The sequence below is a fragment of the Deltaproteobacteria bacterium genome, from assembly GCA_028818775.1.
Classification (GTDB): Bacteria; Desulfobacterota; Binatia; order UBA9968; family JAJDTQ01; genus JAJDTQ01.
The window spans coordinates 86,961-103,636 of record JAPPNE010000048.1; the positions used below are offsets into that span (position 1 = coordinate 86,961).

A 16,676-nucleotide genomic window follows, 5' to 3' on the forward strand; every position below is an offset into this window, starting at 1 on the left:
TCCTTTCGAACCACAGGCTGTTATCGCAGCCCCTGGACGCTGTCAATCAGCCGGTAGCGCCCCTCGGCGTCCTGGTCGATCTCGCCGGCCGCGTGAAGCTCGCCCATGGCGCGCGCCACGGTCTGGAAATCCGCCTCGGTAATCTCGTGCGCGATGCCGCTGAAGTACCGGGGGCCGGCCGCGAGAAGCTCGCGTATCCGCGCGGCCGCGCCTTCAACGCCGGCTCCGCCGGAAACTTCCACGCCCTCCGAAACAGCCTCGGCGGTTTCCGCCTCGCCGAGGTAGGCGGCGAGGTGCAGCTCATCCGCGTACGGGTAGGTGATGCGCTGGTAGCGCGCCTTGGGGACGTCGTCGGGAATCGTGGCATCGATGCCGCACTTGGCGGTGGTGGGGATGCCGTCCGACAGCGGCAGGCTCGGGTCCAGGGGCTTGGACCGGGCATCCGAGAGGATGGTGATGTCGCGGTCGGCCTGCACCCGGGTGGCCATGGCCCATTCCACCTCCATGGCGTCGAAGACGTCGATGTCGTCGTCGACGATCACCACGTGCTTGAGGTCCGCCACCGACAGCGACGCCATGATGGCGTTCTGGGGATCACCCGGCTGTTTCCGGATCGCGACGATGGCGTGCCAGTGGCAGCAGCCTCCCGGGGTGACGTTGACAGCGGTCACGGTCACTCCGGCCGCGTCCAGGACCCGCTTGAGCGCCGCCTGGAAGCCGTGCTCCTTGATCCAGATGTTCTCCCAGGGCATGTGCAGCGCGTAGTAGATCGCGTCCTCGCGGCGCGAGACGGCCTTCACGCGCACGTGAGGGTTGTAGTGCACGTCGCCCATGAGGCGCGTCATCTCGCCGAAGCGGCCTTCCTGACGGGTCCATCCCGTGGGCAGGATCTCCGCCTCGAGCACGATCTCCGCGTCCGCCAGGCACGGCGCATCCACGGTCCGGCAGGCGCCGAGGCGCACCGGCCGCCCCATCATGCCGCCGGCGATGCCCAGCTCGTTCACGCCCAGCGGGGCCTTGTAGAGCGACGCCATGAGCTCCACGGGATGGGTGCCGATGTTTATGGAGATGGGCAGCGGCGCGTTGGCCGCCAGCGCCTTCTCCGCCAGCTTGCGCAGGTTGTTCGGCGTGACGATGTCGATGCCGGTGAGGTTCCTTTCCTTCACCTGAAAGCGGTAGGTGCCGGCGTTCAGGCCGTATTCCGGGTCGCGGGCGAGCGTGACGCCGGCCGTAATGGTGGGACCGCCGTCGAACTCGGAAAAGACCGGCACCGGGAGGCTGAAAAGGTCCACGTCGGCCCCTTCCCGGAACCAACCCCGCACGCCTTCGTCGTCTACCTCCACCGGATCGACGGGGTGATCGAGGGCGCGGCTGAGCCGTTGGTCCAGCTGCGCGTAGTCGCAGCTCGCGGACAGCGCGATCCGCGTCCTGTCGTTCAACAGCCCGGAGACGACGGGCAGTTCGTAGCCGCGCACCCGGTGGAACAGCAGCGCGGTGGAGGACTGATCCACCAGCGCCGCGATATGCCGCACGTCCACGGGCTTGCGGACATCGACGAGCTGGCCGGCGTTCCGTAGGTCATCCAGGAAGGTCCGGAAGGTCGCCATGCGGCTATCCGGTCAGCTTGCCCATGAGCCGCCGCGCCCGCTCCACCGCGCCCGGCTCGATGGACAGGGTCGAGGCGAACTCGCCCAGGGGCTTGGTGGCGTCGATGCCCATCTTCGCGGTGATGGCATCGGTGGCCGACGGATCCAGCAGCGTGCCCATGGCCTCGTCGACGATGAAGACGTCCCGGTTGGCCTGCATCCGGGTGGCGATGGCCCACAGCACCTGCTCCTCGTCGAAGATGTCGACGTCGTCGTCCACCACCACCACCAGCTTGACGTAGTGGTCGGCTCCCAGCACGCTAAAGATGGCCTGCTTGCCCTGCCCCTCGGCGGTCTTTCGCATGGAGACGTAGCAGTGGAAGCTGCCGATGCCCGAGCGCACCGGCACGTGCACCGCCTTGAGGTTGGGGATGGTCTTACCCAGCACGTTGGTGAACTCCACCTCCCGGGGCATGGACAGGCAGCGGCAGTGCTCCATGCTGTCGCCGCCGTTGATGTCCTGGTAGACGGCGCCGTTGCGGTAGTGCAGCGCCGTGGCCTCGAAGACGTTCTCGGTGCTGCGGCTCGAGGCGTAACCGGTGAACTCGCCGAACGGCCCCTCCTTCTCGCGCACGTCCTTGAGAATCCGTCCCTCGATGACGATCTCCGACCACCGCGGCACGTCGACGTCCACGGTGGTGCAGCGCGCGAGCTCAAGGGGCTCTTGCAGCAGCCCGCCCTGGAGCGCGAATTTCTCGGTTCCGGCCGGCGGCAGCGTCAGCGCACCCAGAGAGACCAGCGGGTGCACGCCGATGCACACCGCCGCTTCCAGGGATTCGCCCTTCTCCTCCGACCGCCGGAAGTACTCGAACATGCGGCGCCGGGAGTGGAGGCTGACTCCCAGCTTGCGCGGCCCCTTGAGCTGCATCCGGTGGAAGCCCACGGTGCTCATGCCCGACTGCGGGTCCCGCGCCACCACCAGCCCCGCGGTCACGTAGGGGCCGCCGTCCTGCTCGAAATGGGTCAGGATCGGAAGCCGCCCCAGGTCCACGGAGTCGTCCAGTAGACTGTTCTCCTGAAAGGGGGCGTCCTCCATCACCTTGGGCGGCACCGGCTGCTGGATCCGTTCCTTGAACTCGTGTACCAGCCGTTCCCCGGACGTGCCGAAAGCCCAGGCCAGCCGCGGACGGTGCGCCAGCACGTTGGCCGCCATGGTGAAATCGCTCCCGGCAATGTCCCGGAACATCACCGCCGGGCAGGACGGCAACCGTTCGGCCTCCATGACCAGCGCGGTGGCCTCGAATTCCCTGGACACCGGCTCCTTGACCTCGAGGAACTGCTCAGGGCACTCCTTTTTCAATCGCTTCAAGAAACTCTGCAGGTCCTGTGACACGAAAATCTCCTTACCTTCCTCATTCCCGTATCTCCGTCATTCCCGCGGAAGCGGGAATCCAGCACGGGTGAAGCGTGTGACCTAACGCGACATCCCTCCACCACCCCTGGATTCCCGCGTTCGCGGGAATGACGTTTCGAAGCGTCAGCGCCATAGAGTCACGGTCTACCAATTCTCTCCCGCACCGCATCAACGGAGCAGTCCAAAGGCTCCGGCGCCTCGACGGCCCGCAGCGCGGCATCCACGTCCTTGAGGCCGTGGCCCGTGGACAGGACGACGACGCGCTCCGCGGACGAGACGTCGCCGCGCTCCACGAGCTTCACCAGCGCGGCGACCGCGGCCGCGGCGGCGGGCTCGGCGAACAGTCCGGCGGTCCCGCCCAAAAGCGGCATCGCTTCCAGGATCTCTCCGTCCGACACCGTTACCGCGATCCCGCCGGAGGCGCGGAGGTCCTGCACCGCCATGGCCCCGTTGCGCGGCAGCGCCACGCTGATGCTGTCGGCCAGGGTGTCCTCGGTCACGGGTCTGATGGTGCCGTCGCCGTCGAAGGCCTGCTTGATGGCCTGGGAGCCCTCGGCCTGGGCCGCCACCAGCCGCGGCAGGCGCGGAATCCATCCCAGCCGGTGAAGATCCGTGAACCCCTTCCAGACGCCGCTCAGGATACAGCCGTCCCCGGTGGCGACGATGACGGTGTCGGGCGGCTCCCAGCCGAGCTGCTCGGTGATCTCCAGCGCCACCGTCTTCTTACCCTCCACGGTATAGGGGTTGTAGCCGGTGTTGCGGTTGTACCACCCGAAGCGGTCGGCCGCCTCGACACAGAGGCTGAAGGCTTCGGAATAGCTGCCGCGAACGGAAAGAACGTCGGCGCCGAAGATCAGGAGTTGCGCCACCTTGGCCCGAGGTGCCGTCTCGGGCACGAAGATGTGACAGGGCAGTCCCAGGGCCGCGGCAAGGCACGCCAGCGACGCCCCCGCGTTGCCGGTGGAGGCGGCGGCGAACTCCCGCCGGCCCAACTCCTGCCCCTTGAGCAGCACCACGGAGCTGGCGCGGTCCTTGAGGGAAGCGGAGGGATTCGCCGTGTCGTCCTTCACCCACAGCCGTTCCAGACCCAGGGCCTTCCGCAGTCCCGGCACGGGATAGAGAGGCGTGCCGCCCACCGTCAAGGGGAACTCGACCCGGGCGGCCGCAAGTGGCAACAGCGGCAGATAGCGCCAGTGATCGAGGAACGGCGCGGCGGCCAAGTCCGAGAGAGTCACTGACGCCTTGATGCGATCGTAGTCGTAGGAAACCCGCAAGGTCCCCAACTCGCCGCACTTGGGGCAACTGTATCGGGTGGGACCTTCCCGGTAGGCGGCACCGCACAGAACGCAGGTCAGGCTTTCGGGAAGAGGCATCTTCAGCAGGGAGTCGGGTTACGCCTTCGGCTAACCCGACCTACCTCCGAGTACGGCGCTGTAACCTGCCGACCCGTAGGTCGGATTAGCGAAGCGTAATCCGACACTTTCATGTCAATGACGAATTATCCTACCGTACGATGTGCAGGTTCCGGCGCGCCAGGTTGGCGCGGTCTTCCTCGCGGATGGGATGCTCGCGGTCGGGAATATCCACGCCCTCGTCCTTGCCGAACAGCGGCGTGGAGAAGTAGCGCATGCCGGTGTCGTTGATCATGGTCACGATCATCTTCGTGGACGGGAGCGCCGCCGACAGCTTGTTGGCCGCGGCCACGTTGCAGCCGGACGAGATGCCGCACAGGACGCCCTCTTCCCGGGCCAGGCGCCGGGCCATGGCGATGGAGTCCTCGGAGGAGACCGTCACCACGCCGTCCACGAAGTCCAGGTCCAGGTTCTCCGGGATGAAGCCGTCGCCGATGCCCTCGATGGCGTGAGGGCCCCAGGTGCCGCCGGACAGGATCGGACACTCCTCCGGCTCCACGGCGTAGATCTTCGCTTCCGGGTTCTGCTCCTTCAGGAACTTGCCGACCCCGGACACCGTGCCGCCGCTGCCCTGGGAAGCCACGAACACGTCCACTTGGCCGGCGGTCTGGTGCCAGATCTCCGGCCCGGTGGTTTCGTAGTGGGCGGCGATGTTGTCCCGGTTGGAGAACTGGCCGGGCTCCCAGTAGCGGTCCGGCTCTGCGCGCTTCAACTCCTCCACCTTCTCCAAACACAGGTCCACGTCGCTCTCCGCCCCGGGCGTCAGCACCAGCTCCGCGCCGTAGGCGCGCATGGAGGCCTTGCGCTCCTCGCTCATACCCTCGGGCATCACCACCACCACCGGGTAGCCGCACACCGCGCCGATCATGGAGGTGGCGATGCCGGTGCTGCCGGTGGAGGCCTCCAGGATGGTCATGCCGGGCTTGAGGTCGCCGCGTTCCTCCGCGCTCCGCACCATGCGCCGCAGGATGCGGTCCTTGAGGCTCGACGACGGGTTCATGAACTCCAGCTTGCCGCACAGGGTCTGCGGCCCCGCCGCCACCTTGCGCAACCGCAGCAGCGGCGTCAGTCCCGCCGCCTCGGTGATGTCCTCCGCGATCCGTCCCCGGGATGCCCAGTCCGTCATGGCTGTCCTTTCCGACACATTTCCCGATAATTCCGAGCTTGCGTCCTTCGACTTCGCTCGGTGGCCCTCGCTACGCTCAGGACGAGCGGTTGTGACAGCCTTTCTCCGTTCGTCCTGAGCGTAGCGAAGCGAAGTCGAAGGACGCCATCCGACTAGAGACTAGGGTCAGATGCCGAGCATCGCCCGCGGGTTGTCGACGATGAGCTTCTCCACGTTGCGCGGCGAGACTCCCTTCTCGTACAGGCCCTGGGCGTACAGCCACAGGGCCTCGGGCGGCAGCGGGTTGTGGGACTGGCCGGTGTCGCTCATGACCACGCAGTTGTCGAAGCCCATGGAGTCCATGATGCCCTTGGTGAACTCCAGGTTCACGTACGCCCACATGGGCGAGATGGTGCAATAGCCGAACTCGCCGAGGGCGCCGTAGCGCATCATCTGCTTGAGGAAGTCGAGGTTCATGCCCGCGGGCACGCGGAAATAGGGATGGGTGATGAGTATCTTCTTGACGCCGCGCTCGTGGGCCGCCTTCACGAGCAGTTCGATCTCCCCGAGTGAAAGGTGCGCGGTGCCGAGGATGGCGTCGTACTTGGCGATGAGCTCCAGCACCACCAGGGCTTCCTCCACCACCTTGCCGTCCTTGACCGCGGAGATGGGCTCGCCCCACACGAAGTCCGCGCCGCTGGTCTGGGTGTCGTAGCTGCCGCGGGCGCCATGGACGTCGACGTGATGCGCCGCGTCGATGGTGGGCATCCAGATCTCCTTGGCGCCGAGCCGCAGCCCCACCTCGGCCGCGGCCGGATTGATGCCGCCGACGAACTGGTTCATCACGACGCCGCCGAACACCTTGATGTCCGGGAACTCCTGCTGGATGAGATAGGCGCGGCTTACCGTGCTCTCGTGATGACACTTCAGCACAATGGCCCCCATGCCCGCGTCCGAGGCCGCCTTGACGGCCTCACGGTCGTCCACCCGCCGCTGGAACACGCAGGGATACGAGTGCACGTGCAAGTCCACGGCGCCGTCGAGCTTCATGAATTCCATGTCATTCCTCCTCAACCCATGTCCACCAGCTCCAGGCCCAGTTCGCGGCCCACGGCCTCGAGGGCGGCCTGGTTGCTGGTGACGATGGGCATGTCATACGCCGCCTTGAGTTGCGGCAGCGTCGCCACCGCCTGGAAGTTGGTGCAGGAGATGAACAGTGCGTCCACGGCCGGGGTCGCGCCGAGCTTCTCCCGGGCGAAGGCCAGGATCTCCGGCGGCTCCACCAGCGCCAAGTTGAAGTTGACGCTGATGCCCATGCCGTGGATCGACGCCACCTCGATGCCGTCGTCTTCCACGCTGGCCTTGATGCGCACGTTGAGGTCCTCGATGTAGGGCGTGATCACCGCCACCCGCCGCACCTCCAGCCCCATGAGCTTGCGCCGCACCGACTCGATGACGCTGACGGTGGGCTTGCCGGTGACCTCCGAGATCCGGCGGCACAGATCGGCGTCGTAATCGTTGCCCCGGAGCGCCCCGGCGCTGGTGCAGCCGAAGACCACCACGTCCGGCTTGGCGGTGGCCACGTCGCCGGCGGTGGGCAGGCAGTGATCGTCGAGCATCTCTTCCTCGCCCTTCACGGTGGTGGCCTCCATGTACATCCGTCCCGGGTGCACCGTGGCCGATGCCGGCAGGTGGCGGTAGAAGTCCACCTCCATGACCGTGTTCGACGATGGGATGAGCAATCCTACCCGTTGCGCCAATGTGCCGTCTCCTTGTCCCGCCTGTCCGCCTGTCAGTCTTCCTCGAACTCGCCCCGGGCCCGGGCCTCCTGGATGGCGAAGAAGACCCGCTCGGGCGTGATGGGGGTTTCGGTGATGCGGATGCCGATGGCGTCGTGGATGGCGTTCAGGATCGCCGGCGTGGTGGGGATGGTGGCCGGCTCGGCCACGCCCTTGGCGCCGAACGGCCCCCGGGGATCGGGCACCTCCACGATCTCGCACTCGATGTCGGGAACGTCCATGGCGGTGGGCACGAGGTAGAATGCCAGCGAGTTCGTGCGCGGGATGCCGCCCTCCAGGATGTGCTGCTCGTAGAGGCCGTAGCCCAGCCCCATGGTGGCGCCGCCTTCGATCTGCCCTTCCACCGCCACCGGGTTGATGGCCTTGCCCGCGTCGGTGGCCGACACCAGCTTGGTGAGGCGCACGCGCCCGGTCTCGGTGTCCACCTCCACCTCGGCCAGTTGGGTCGCCCAGCCGTAGGTGGCATAGGCGTCCCCCTGGGAGGTCTCCGGGTCCACGTCCGCGGTGGTGTTGTCGTGCCACCCCCAGGCGGCCGCACGCCGGCCGTGGAAGTGGAGTTGGTGCGCCACCTTGCCCACGGACACCATCTCGCTACCCGATTCGATCTCGCATACCTGCCCGCGCCGCACCACGAGGTTCTCCTTCGGGCACTCCAGCATGCGCGACGCCATGTCGAGGATCTGCTCCCGCAGCTCCGCCGCGGCGTTCTGCACCGCCACCCCCTGGACGAAGGTGGCGCGGCTGCCCGAGGTGGGACCGGCGTCGGGTGTGCTGCCGGTGTCCGCCGCCACCACGCGGATCTGGTCGGGCTCGATGCCCAGCTCTTCCGCGGCCACCTGGGTGACCACGGTCATGACCCCCTGGCCCATGTCGCAGGCGCCCGAGTACACCGTGGTGGTGCCGTCCTCGGCCATTTCGATCTCGGCCGAGCCGATGTCGGCCCGGCTGAAACCGTAGCCGATGCCGTAGTACATGGAGCCGATGCCCAAGCCTTTTCTGATTGCCATGGCCGTTCAACCCATCCGTCTCACGACGCGGCCTCGGGCCGGTTGAAGCGCAGGTCGTGCGCGCCCATGTAGTCCTTGATCCGCTGCAGCGTCGCCTCGATGCCGCAACCCTCGTTCATCACCTGTCCGGTGGAGGAGGCCAGGCCCGGCTTGAGGCAGTTCTTCAAGCGGAACTCCAGCGGCGACATGCCCAGCTTGTGGGCCAACTGATCCATCTGGGACTCGTGAGCCACCGCCGCCTGCATCACCCCGAAGCCGCGCATGGCCCCGGAGGTGAGGTTGTTGGTGTAGAGCGTGTAGGTGTCCACGCGGATGTTGGGCACGTCGTAGGGGCCGGTGGCGTGGATGCCCGCCTTCTTGATGACGTACGCGCCCAGGGAAACTCCCGCGCCGGTGTCGCCGTAGATGTCGGCGTCGAGGAAGGTGAGCCGTCCGTCGGCGTCGGCGCCGGTGCGGAAGTTCATGGCCATGGGGTGGCGCTTGGTGTTGGCGACGAGCGACTCCTCGCGGGTGTAGACCAGGCGCACCGGGCGGCGCGTCTTGAGCGCCAGCAGCCCCACGTGGATCTCGGCGGTGATGTCGTCCTTGCGCCCGAAGCCGCCGCCGATGGGCGCCTGGACCACGCGCACCTTGTTCATGGGCAGCCCCAGCGCGGGCGCGATCTGCCGGCGGTCGCGGTACGGGTACTGGGTCCCCACCAGGATGTTGAGCACGCCCGACGGATCGACGTAGGCCAGTCCCGCTTCGGGCTCCATCGGGACATGGTCCATGCGGTGCGTGTGGTAGGCGTTCTCCACGATCACGGCGGACTCCCGGACGCCCTTGTCCAGGTCGCCCTTGCGCACCGTCGTGTGCTGGAAGACGTTGCCGCCTTCGTGGATCTTGGGCGCATCGGGGTCCAGCGCGTCCGCGTAGGTGAGGATCGGCCGCAGGTGCTCTATGTGCACCTTGATCTTCGACACCGCCTCTTCCGCCGCCTCCTCGTCCTCGGCCGCCACCAGCGCCACGGCGTCCCCCACCGAGCGCACCTTTTCTTCCGCCAGCGCGCACTGGTCCAGCACCGCCAGTCCGAAGCGGTTGCTGCCCGGCACGTCCTTGGAGGTGAGCACGGCATGGACCCCGGGAACCCGCGCGGCCTCCTCGGTCTCGATGCGCTTGATCACCGCGTGCGGCGTGTCCGCCCACAGGATCTTGCCGTGGAGCATGCCTGGCACCACCATGTCGCCCACGTACTCGGTGGCGCCAAGGGCCTTTTCGAGGGCGTCGGGCTTGGTGACGTTCTTGCCGATCCAGTGATACGCGTCCCGGGTCTCTTCCGCGGTCTCCGTGGAGGGGTCTTCGCTCATGACGCAGCACCTCCGTTCCCTGACTGTTCCTTCATTTCGAGGGCCGCCGCCCGCACGGCCTTGACGATCTTGCCGTATCCCGTGCAGCGGCAAATGTTGCCGGAGATGGCGAAACGGATCTCCTCGTCGGTGGGGTCCGGGTTGTCCCGCAGCAAGGCATACGCGCTCATGATCATGCCGGGGGTGCAGTAGCCGCACTGAACGCCGCCCTGCTCCACCATCTGGCGTTGGATCGGGTGCGGAACGCCTTCCTCGGCCAGCGCCTCGACGGTGACGATGTCCCGGTCCGCCGCGTCGGGCACGAGCACCAGGCAGGAAACCACCGGCCGGCCGTCCAGCAGCACCGTGCACGATCCGCACTCGGCCTCGTTGCAGCCCTTCTTGCTGCCGGTGAGCCGAAGGTTTTCGCGCAGCACGTCCAGCAGAGACTCGTGGGCGCCGGCTTCCGCTTCCAGGTCCCGGCCGTTCACCCGGAAAACATACCGCTGTTTCATGGCGTCTCCGTCCCGCCGTCGCCGCGCGCCCTCTCCACCGCCCGGCGCAGCACCCGCCCGACGAGGATGCGCACCAACTCCTTTCGGTACGCCGCCGTGCCGCGGATGTCGTCGATGGGGTTGCATTCCTCCATGGCGGCGTTACCGGCCTGTTGCAACAGCTCCGGCGTGGGCTCCTTCTCGCGTACCAGTTCCTCCGCTCGCACCGCGCGGATGGGCGTGGGCGCCACCGCCCCCAGTGCGATGCGCACCGCCTCCACCCGCTGGCCGTCCGTGTCCAGGGTCACCGCGGCCGCCGCACTGGCGATGGCGATGTCCATGGCCGAGCGCGGCGTGAAGCGCTCGAAGGCGTCACCGCTATGCGGCGCCGGCTCGGGCACGTCCACCGACAGCAGCAGCCCCGCGTTCCCCAGCACCGAGGCCCCCGGTCCCGCGAAGAAGTCCTCCACCGGCACGCTCTGCTCGGCGCCATCATCCGTCCGGTAGCTTGCCATCGCATCCAGCACCATCAGCGGCGGCGCCGTGTCGGCCGACGGCGAGGCGTTGCACAGGTTGCCGCCCACGCTCGCGATGTTTCTCAACTGCAACGATCCCACCACTCGAATCGCCTCGAACAGCGAGGGATAGCCGCCCGCCACGGCCGCCGCGGTCTCCAGGTCGCGCATGGGCGTGCACGCGCCGATGTGCAGACCGCCGTCGCGCGCGCAACACCAGTCGGCGAGACCGGGTATGCGCTTGAGGTTCACCAGCCCCTGGCATTGCGCCGCGCGGCGGCGCAACTGTATGACGATATCGGTGCCTCCGGCAAGGGGCTTGCGCGCCCCCCCTCCCTCGCGCAGGAGGGCGCCCGCTTCGTCGAGCGAGGTCGGCTCGAAGTAGTCGAAACGCATGGTCAGGTCCCCGGGCGATCGGTCAGCTTGGGGATCACCTCCGAGGCGATGATCTCCACCTGCTCCGGCTGGTACCGGTACGGGATCAGGATGATCCGGTGCACGCCCGCGTCCACGTGGGCCTGGAGCTGCTCCACGCATTCGTCCACGGTGCCGCGGATGGCGTGCTCGATGGTCGAGTCGCTCCACTTGGCGATGTCCCACTCGGTGGAGAGCCAGTGGCGCATGGGCGCGTCGGCTTCCTCGCGGGGCGGCCCGACATAGATGGCCAACTGGTTGGTGGCCGTGAGCTTCGAGGGATCGCGGCCGGCCTTCTCGGCGGCGTCCAGTACCTTGGCCCAGCTCTTGGTGAAACCCTCGGGCGTGTAGAAGTAGGTCAGCCAGCCGTCGCCCTTGCGCCCGGCGCGCCGCAGCACGCGGTCGATGTAGCCGCCGATCAGGATGGGCGGATGGGGCTTCTGCACCGGCTTGGGCAGGAGCACGGCCGAGCGCAGGTTCAACTCGTCCACCTGCTCGGTGACGAAATCCTCGGTCCACAGCCGCACCAGCAGGTCGAGGTTGCGCTCGAAGATACGGCCGCGGTCCTTGAAGGAGATGCCCACCGCGTCGAACTCGCGCGCGTACCAGCCGGAGGCGGCCCCCAGGAGCAGGCGCCCGTTGGAGATCTGGTCCAGGCTGCCCAACACCTTGGCCGCCACCACCGGGTTGCGCAGCGGCAGCACCATCACGCCGGTGCCCAGGCGAACGCGCTTGGTGCGCACCGCGATGGCCGTAAGGATGGTCAGGGAGTCCAGCACCGGGAAGCTCGGGTCCACGCCCAGCAGGATATGGTCCCAGGCCCACAGCGACTCGAAGCCCAGTTCCTCGGCGCGCTCCGCGTAGCGCAGCAACCCCTCCACGTCCGGGGTCTCGCCCGGACCGACGAAATTTCGAATGGCGACGCCAAACTGTACCGGCATGCGTTGTTTCTCCTACCCGAGGAAATTCCTCTCGGGGTCGATGCTGCGAAGGGTCTCCAGTTCCTCGGCGCTGGGCGGCTCGGTCACCGGGACGTGCTCGGGCGCCGGCAGCTCGAAACCTGTATTGTCCCGCACCTGCTGGACGGTGACCCCGGGGTGGAGGCTCTCCAGTTGCAGGCGCCGGCTCTGCGGATCGAACGCCAGGGTGCCCAGGTGGGTGACGATGCGGCTCACGGTGCCGAAGACGAGCCCGGCGTCACGGCGCGAGTCGCCGCCCGACAGAAAGCCCGGACTGGTCACGAAGTCCACCTTCGGTACGAAGCGGCGCCGCTCGTGCATGGTCACCACCATGACCCGGCGGCACAACGAGATGATATCGTTGGCGCCGCCGCTGCCGGGCAGGCGCACCTTGGGACGCTCGTAGCCGCCGATGACGCTGGAGTTGAGGTTGCCGTAGGGGTCGATCTGCGCGCCGCCCACGAAACCCACGTCGAGGAACCCCCGCTGCGCGAACAGGAACGTGTCGGTGATGCCCGGCAGCATCTGCGCCCGCGGCGCGGTGCGCATCTCGTTGGTGGAGTACGGCAGCCGTCCGGGCACCATGCGCGGCCCCATGCTGCCGCCTTCCACCACGATGACGAGCTGCGGCGCACGCGTCTTCTGCGCCAGCACCGCGGCCACCAGGGGCACGCCCACTCCGGCGAACACGGAGGTGACGCCGGCGAGCTGGCGCGCCGCGACCACGGCCAGAAGCTCGGTGTCCGAGTAGCTCATCGCGGCCCCAGAAGCTCCTCGGCGCAGCGCCGTTGGCGTTCCAGCGCCTCTTCGCCGAAGAGCGCCAGATACTGCTCGTGGCCGGAAACGCCGTGGACGTAGCGCTCCAGGTAGTCGTTGACGGCGCCGGTGCCGCGCGCCTTGACGGCGTCGGTATAGGCCTCGAAGTGGGCGAAGTCGGCCTCGTAGAGGCCGTAGCATTCGTGCGGGAAGGAACCGTAGGCCATCTCCACCACCGCGTCCACCACGAGCCCCGGGATCACCGTGCGGTCCGGCTGGCGGCGGATCTCCTCCTCGTCGACGATCTCCTCGGCCGTGACGATGACGGTGGCGGCGGCCTTGGCGATATCCGTGTCCATGTGCGGATAGCCGTCGATCTGGCAGTTGCCGAAGCGGTCGGCGCGGTGCACGTGGAGCAACGCCACCTCCGGGAACAGGGCCGGCACCAGGCACAAGGTCTCCCCGGTGAACGGGCACTCCATGGTCTTGGTATCGGTCACGCCCATGAGGTCCGAGCCCAGCATGGTGAGGGTGGGCAGGAACGGCACCCCCATGGCGCCGGCGCGGTAGCGCAGCCCGAGCCCCAGATGGCTCCATTCCTCGAAGCGGATGCGTCCGCCTTCCACCTCCTCGCGCAGCTTGAGGGACAGGCCCCAAGGTAGCGCGATGTCGAACCAACTGGTCATGAGGCCGTCCACGGCCTTGGACGCCATGAACAGCTCGCCCTCGTAACACATGAGGTTGCGCGACAGGGTGAGGCCGCGCCGTCCCTGGCGGAGGACCTCCATGAGCGCCGCCAGCGGGCTGCGCGAGAAGAGGCAGCCGCCGATGGCGATATGGTCGCCGTCGCGGACCTTTCGGACCGCCTCTGTCAGGGTGGTGCGCTTGTCGCCCGTGGACTGGGGCTTCGCCTCGAGCCGCCTCCGGGCTTCCACGAAATCAGCCGACTTCATAAGGAGAGAGCGCCTCCTCGCGACCCTCCGGTGAGGCTGTCGGAGCCGGGATAATCAGGAGTCTGCATCGTGTCCGTTGTGCGCTCCGCCATGCTCACGGCTGCTAACACCTTACCCGGATTCAGTCAACTCTACCGGGACGCTGATCCATGCGGACGAGCACGACGCTCCAGGGATGGCTTGGTCCAATTGGTGGCCTGTAACAGGCCACTAATGCCCGACCAGAAAGCGAGCGCAAAGCTCGCCGATGGCGTCGGTGCGTTCGGGGTGAAGCCATTTGAGACCAGGGTCGGCGCGAAACCACGTGAGCTGGCGCTTGGCCAGACGCCGGGTCGCCTGCTGCATGGCGGCCAGCATGGCGGACTCGTCGAGATGGCCGGCGAGACACTGCACCGCCTGGCGGTAGCCGACGCTCTGCATGCTGCGCAGGCCCGCGTGATAGCCTCGCTCCAGCAGCACCCGTGTCTCGTCGAGCAGGCCGGCCGCCAGCATCTCGGCACAGCGCCGGTCGATGCGCTCGTAGAGTTCCGTGCGCGGCCGCTCCAGCGCCACTCCGAGCACGTCGAAGGGACGGTCGCCAAAACCATGGGCGCGCTGCCATTCGCTCAACGGCCGGCCCGTGTGCGCGTGAACCTCCAACGCGCGCACGATGCGCACCCGGTCCCGCGGCTCAATGCGCCGCGCCGCTTCCGGGTCCACGCGTTCGAGCCGCTCGAAGAGGTGGCCGACGCCGTGCTCTGCCGCGGCCCGTTCCAGGTCGGCGCGGAGCGCCGCATCCCGGGCCGGCCCCTCGAAGAGGCCCCGCGTCAGCGCCTTCACGTACAGTCCGGTGCCGCCGGCCACCAACACGTTGCGCCCGCGCGCGTGTATGCCCTCGATGGCAGCCAGAGCGCGCTCCCTGAACAGCGCCGCGTTGAAGTCCTCGTCCGGGTCCACCACGTCCAGCAGGTGGTGCGGCACCCGCCGCCGCTGCTCCGACGTGGGCTTGGCCGTGCCGATGTCCATGTAGCGGTACACCTGCATGGAGTCGGCGCTGACGATCTCCGCATCGAGACGCTCCGCAACATCCAGGGCCACGTCGGTCTTGCCCACGCCGGTGGCGCCCACGATGCACACGATCCTGGGTTTGGCGGCCGTCATGATGGCATTGCGGCGGGCACGATGCCCGGCCCGGTCAGGCTCGGCGGAACATGCGCTCCAACTGGCCGCGGCTGAACTGCACCATGACCGGGCGGCCGTGGGGGCACTGGGTGGCGAACTCGGTGCGGTCGAGCTCGCGCAGCAGCGCCTCCATCTCTTCCTTTTCGAGCGCGCGGTTGGCGCGGATGACGCTGTGGCACGCGATGGTCATCAGCCGCTCCTGGAAGCCCCGGTGCAATTCCGCCGAGTGGCCGGTCTCGGCGAGGTCGCTGACGATGGCGCGCACGGCGTCGCGGTAGTCGCCCTGGGCCAGGAGCGCCGGCACCGCCCTGAGCGAGAAGGTGTTGCGGCCGAACGGCTCCAGCGTGAACCCCGCACGCTCCAGCGTGCCCAGGTGCTCCTCCAGCACCAAGGCCTCGGTAACCGGCAACTCCAGGATCTGCGGCATCAGCAGTTCCTGGCGTTCGATGCGTCCCTGCTCCAGATCCTCGTGCATGCGCTGGTAGGCGATGCGCTCGTGCGCGGCGTGCTGGTCGATAAGCACCATTCCCGGGCCGCCCTGGCACAGGATGTAGCAACCCAGCACCTGCCCCACCACGGTCAGCGACGCAAAGGGGCCGGGCTCCGCGGCCGTCGGCGGCGCGGGCGTCGAGAGTCCGGCCGCGTCCTGAAGGGCGCGGCGCGGGCCCAGCGGCAGCACCGGTTGGTTCTTGCCCGCGTGGTAGGGTAGCGGCGATTCGTTGACGCCACCGACGGGAGGCAGCGCCGGCCGCGCTTCGCCGGGCGGCGCCGGCACCACGCCTTCAGCCGCCTCCCTCAAACCCCCGCGCACCGCGTGCAGCACGGTTTCGTAAAGCTCGGACTGGCGCCGGAAGCGCACCTCGGTCTTGGCCGGGTGCACGTTCACGTCCACGTATGCGTGGGGGATCTCCAGGTAGAGGATCGTCGCCGGGTAGCGCCCCTTCATGAGCAGCGTGTCGTAGGCCTTGAGCATGGCGTGGTTCAACAGCCGGTCGCGCACGAAGCGGCGGTTGACGAAGCTCACCATGTAGCGGGAGTTGCCGAAGGATTTGGGCGCCTGGCTGGCGAAACCGGTGCAGAGCACGTGCTCGCCGTTCAGCGAGAACGGGGCCAGATCACTTCCGGCGTCGCCGAACACTTGGCGCACGCGGTCCTGGAGACGCGTCGTGGCGACGTAGTCCGCCAGGCGCTTGCCGCCGTGATGCAGGCGGAAGTGCACCGACGGGTGCGCCAGCGCCGTGCGGTTGACCACGTCGGTCACGTACTTGATCTCGGTGCGCGGCGCCTTCATGAACTTGAGGCGCGCGGGCACGTGGAAGAAGAGGTCGCGCACCTCGACCGTGGTGCCCACGGGACAGCCGGCGGCCGTGGGAACGCCCTTGCGGCCGTTCTCCACCCGGTAGCGGCAGCCCGCCTCCTCGGACGCGGGGCGCGAAACCATCTCCACCGAGGCCACCGAGGCGATGCTGGGCAGCGCCTCGCCGCGGAAGCCCATGGTGGCGATGGCCGCGAGGTCGGCCTCGTCCCTGATCTTGCTGGTGGAATGGCGCTCGAAGGCCAGGGAAACGTCTTCCGCGGCCACCCCCTCGCCGTCGTCGCTCACCCGGATGAGGGAGGTGCCGTTGCCTTCCACGAGCACGGAGATTTCCGTGGCCCCGGCGTCAAGGGCGTTGTCCAACAGTTCCTTCACCACGGACGCCGGCCGTTCCACCACTTCGCCGGCGGCGATGCGGTCGATCAGGTTGTCGGGCAGCACCGCGATCTTCATGACACGCG

At 68.0% G+C, this 16,676-nt stretch carries 15 protein-coding genes; all 15 read right to left on the reverse strand.

The genetic code is table 11. From position 1 onward, the window contains the following. Positions 1–20 precede the first annotated feature (20 nt). On the reverse strand, positions 21–1,607 hold the full coding sequence (locus tag OXU42_05130) for a UbiD family decarboxylase (GenBank protein ID MDE0028773.1): 1,587 nt from the start codon (positions 1,605–1,607) through the stop codon (positions 21–23). 4 nt (positions 1,608–1,611) lie between these two features. Further along, entirely contained in the window at positions 1,612–2,979 is a 1,368-nt protein-coding gene (locus tag OXU42_05135; protein MDE0028774.1) for a UbiD family decarboxylase, read from the reverse strand. Between the two features lie 158 nt (positions 2,980–3,137). Next, a complete protein-coding gene (thrC, locus tag OXU42_05140) occupies positions 3,138–4,373 on the reverse strand; it encodes a threonine synthase (GenBank protein MDE0028775.1) in 1,236 nt (411 codons plus the stop codon). A gap of 130 nt (positions 4,374–4,503) precedes the next feature. Next, positions 4,504–5,538 carry a cysteine synthase A gene (gene cysK / locus OXU42_05145; GenBank protein MDE0028776.1) on the reverse strand — a complete coding sequence of 345 codons (1,035 nt, stop codon included), beginning with the start codon at positions 5,536–5,538 and terminating at the stop codon, positions 4,504–4,506. A gap of 165 nt (positions 5,539–5,703) precedes the next feature. Beyond that, positions 5,704–6,576, reverse strand: a complete 873-nt coding sequence (locus OXU42_05150; GenBank protein MDE0028777.1) for a DUF6282 family protein — start codon at positions 6,574–6,576, stop codon at positions 5,704–5,706. Positions 6,577–6,587: 11 nt separating this feature from the next. Beyond that, on the reverse strand, positions 6,588–7,277 hold the full coding sequence (locus tag OXU42_05155) for an Asp/Glu racemase (GenBank protein MDE0028778.1): 690 nt from the start codon (positions 7,275–7,277) through the stop codon (positions 6,588–6,590). Positions 7,278–7,309: 32 nt separating this feature from the next. Further along, positions 7,310–8,323 carry a molybdopterin-dependent oxidoreductase gene (locus OXU42_05160; protein MDE0028779.1) on the reverse strand — a complete coding sequence of 338 codons (1,014 nt, stop codon included), beginning with the start codon at positions 8,321–8,323 and terminating at the stop codon, positions 7,310–7,312. A 20-nt stretch (positions 8,324–8,343) separates the two neighbouring features. After that, positions 8,344–9,669: a molybdopterin-dependent oxidoreductase gene (locus tag OXU42_05165; protein MDE0028780.1), complete on the reverse strand. Its 1,326-nt coding sequence runs from the start codon at positions 9,667–9,669 to the stop codon at positions 8,344–8,346. Next, complete coding sequence (locus OXU42_05170) at positions 9,666–10,163, reverse strand: (2Fe-2S)-binding protein (protein ID MDE0028781.1); 498 nt, start codon at positions 10,161–10,163, stop codon at positions 9,666–9,668. Before OXU42_05170 ends, OXU42_05165 begins: the two co-directional genes overlap by 4 nt. Further along, positions 10,160–11,053: a xanthine dehydrogenase family protein subunit M gene (locus OXU42_05175; protein ID MDE0028782.1), complete on the reverse strand. Its 894-nt coding sequence runs from the start codon at positions 11,051–11,053 to the stop codon at positions 10,160–10,162. Before OXU42_05175 ends, OXU42_05170 begins: the two co-directional genes overlap by 4 nt. Before the next feature lie 2 nt (positions 11,054–11,055). Next, a complete protein-coding gene (locus OXU42_05180) occupies positions 11,056–12,012 on the reverse strand; it encodes a TIGR03619 family F420-dependent LLM class oxidoreductase (GenBank protein MDE0028783.1) in 957 nt (318 codons plus the stop codon). Positions 12,013–12,024: 12 nt separating this feature from the next. Then, positions 12,025–12,786 (reverse strand): hypothetical protein, encoded by a 762-nt coding sequence (locus OXU42_05185; protein MDE0028784.1) that lies wholly within the window; start codon positions 12,784–12,786, stop codon positions 12,025–12,027. Continuing rightward, entirely contained in the window at positions 12,783–13,739 is a 957-nt protein-coding gene (locus OXU42_05190; protein MDE0028785.1) for a CoA transferase subunit A, read from the reverse strand. Before OXU42_05190 ends, OXU42_05185 begins: the two co-directional genes overlap by 4 nt. Before the next feature lie 210 nt (positions 13,740–13,949). Beyond that, complete coding sequence (gene miaA / locus OXU42_05195; GenBank protein MDE0028786.1) at positions 13,950–14,879, reverse strand: tRNA (adenosine(37)-N6)-dimethylallyltransferase MiaA; 930 nt, start codon at positions 14,877–14,879, stop codon at positions 13,950–13,952. A 34-nt stretch (positions 14,880–14,913) separates the two neighbouring features. Continuing rightward, complete coding sequence (gene mutL / locus OXU42_05200) at positions 14,914–16,668, reverse strand: DNA mismatch repair endonuclease MutL (GenBank protein ID MDE0028787.1); 1,755 nt, start codon at positions 16,666–16,668, stop codon at positions 14,914–14,916. Positions 16,669–16,676 lie beyond the last annotated feature (8 nt).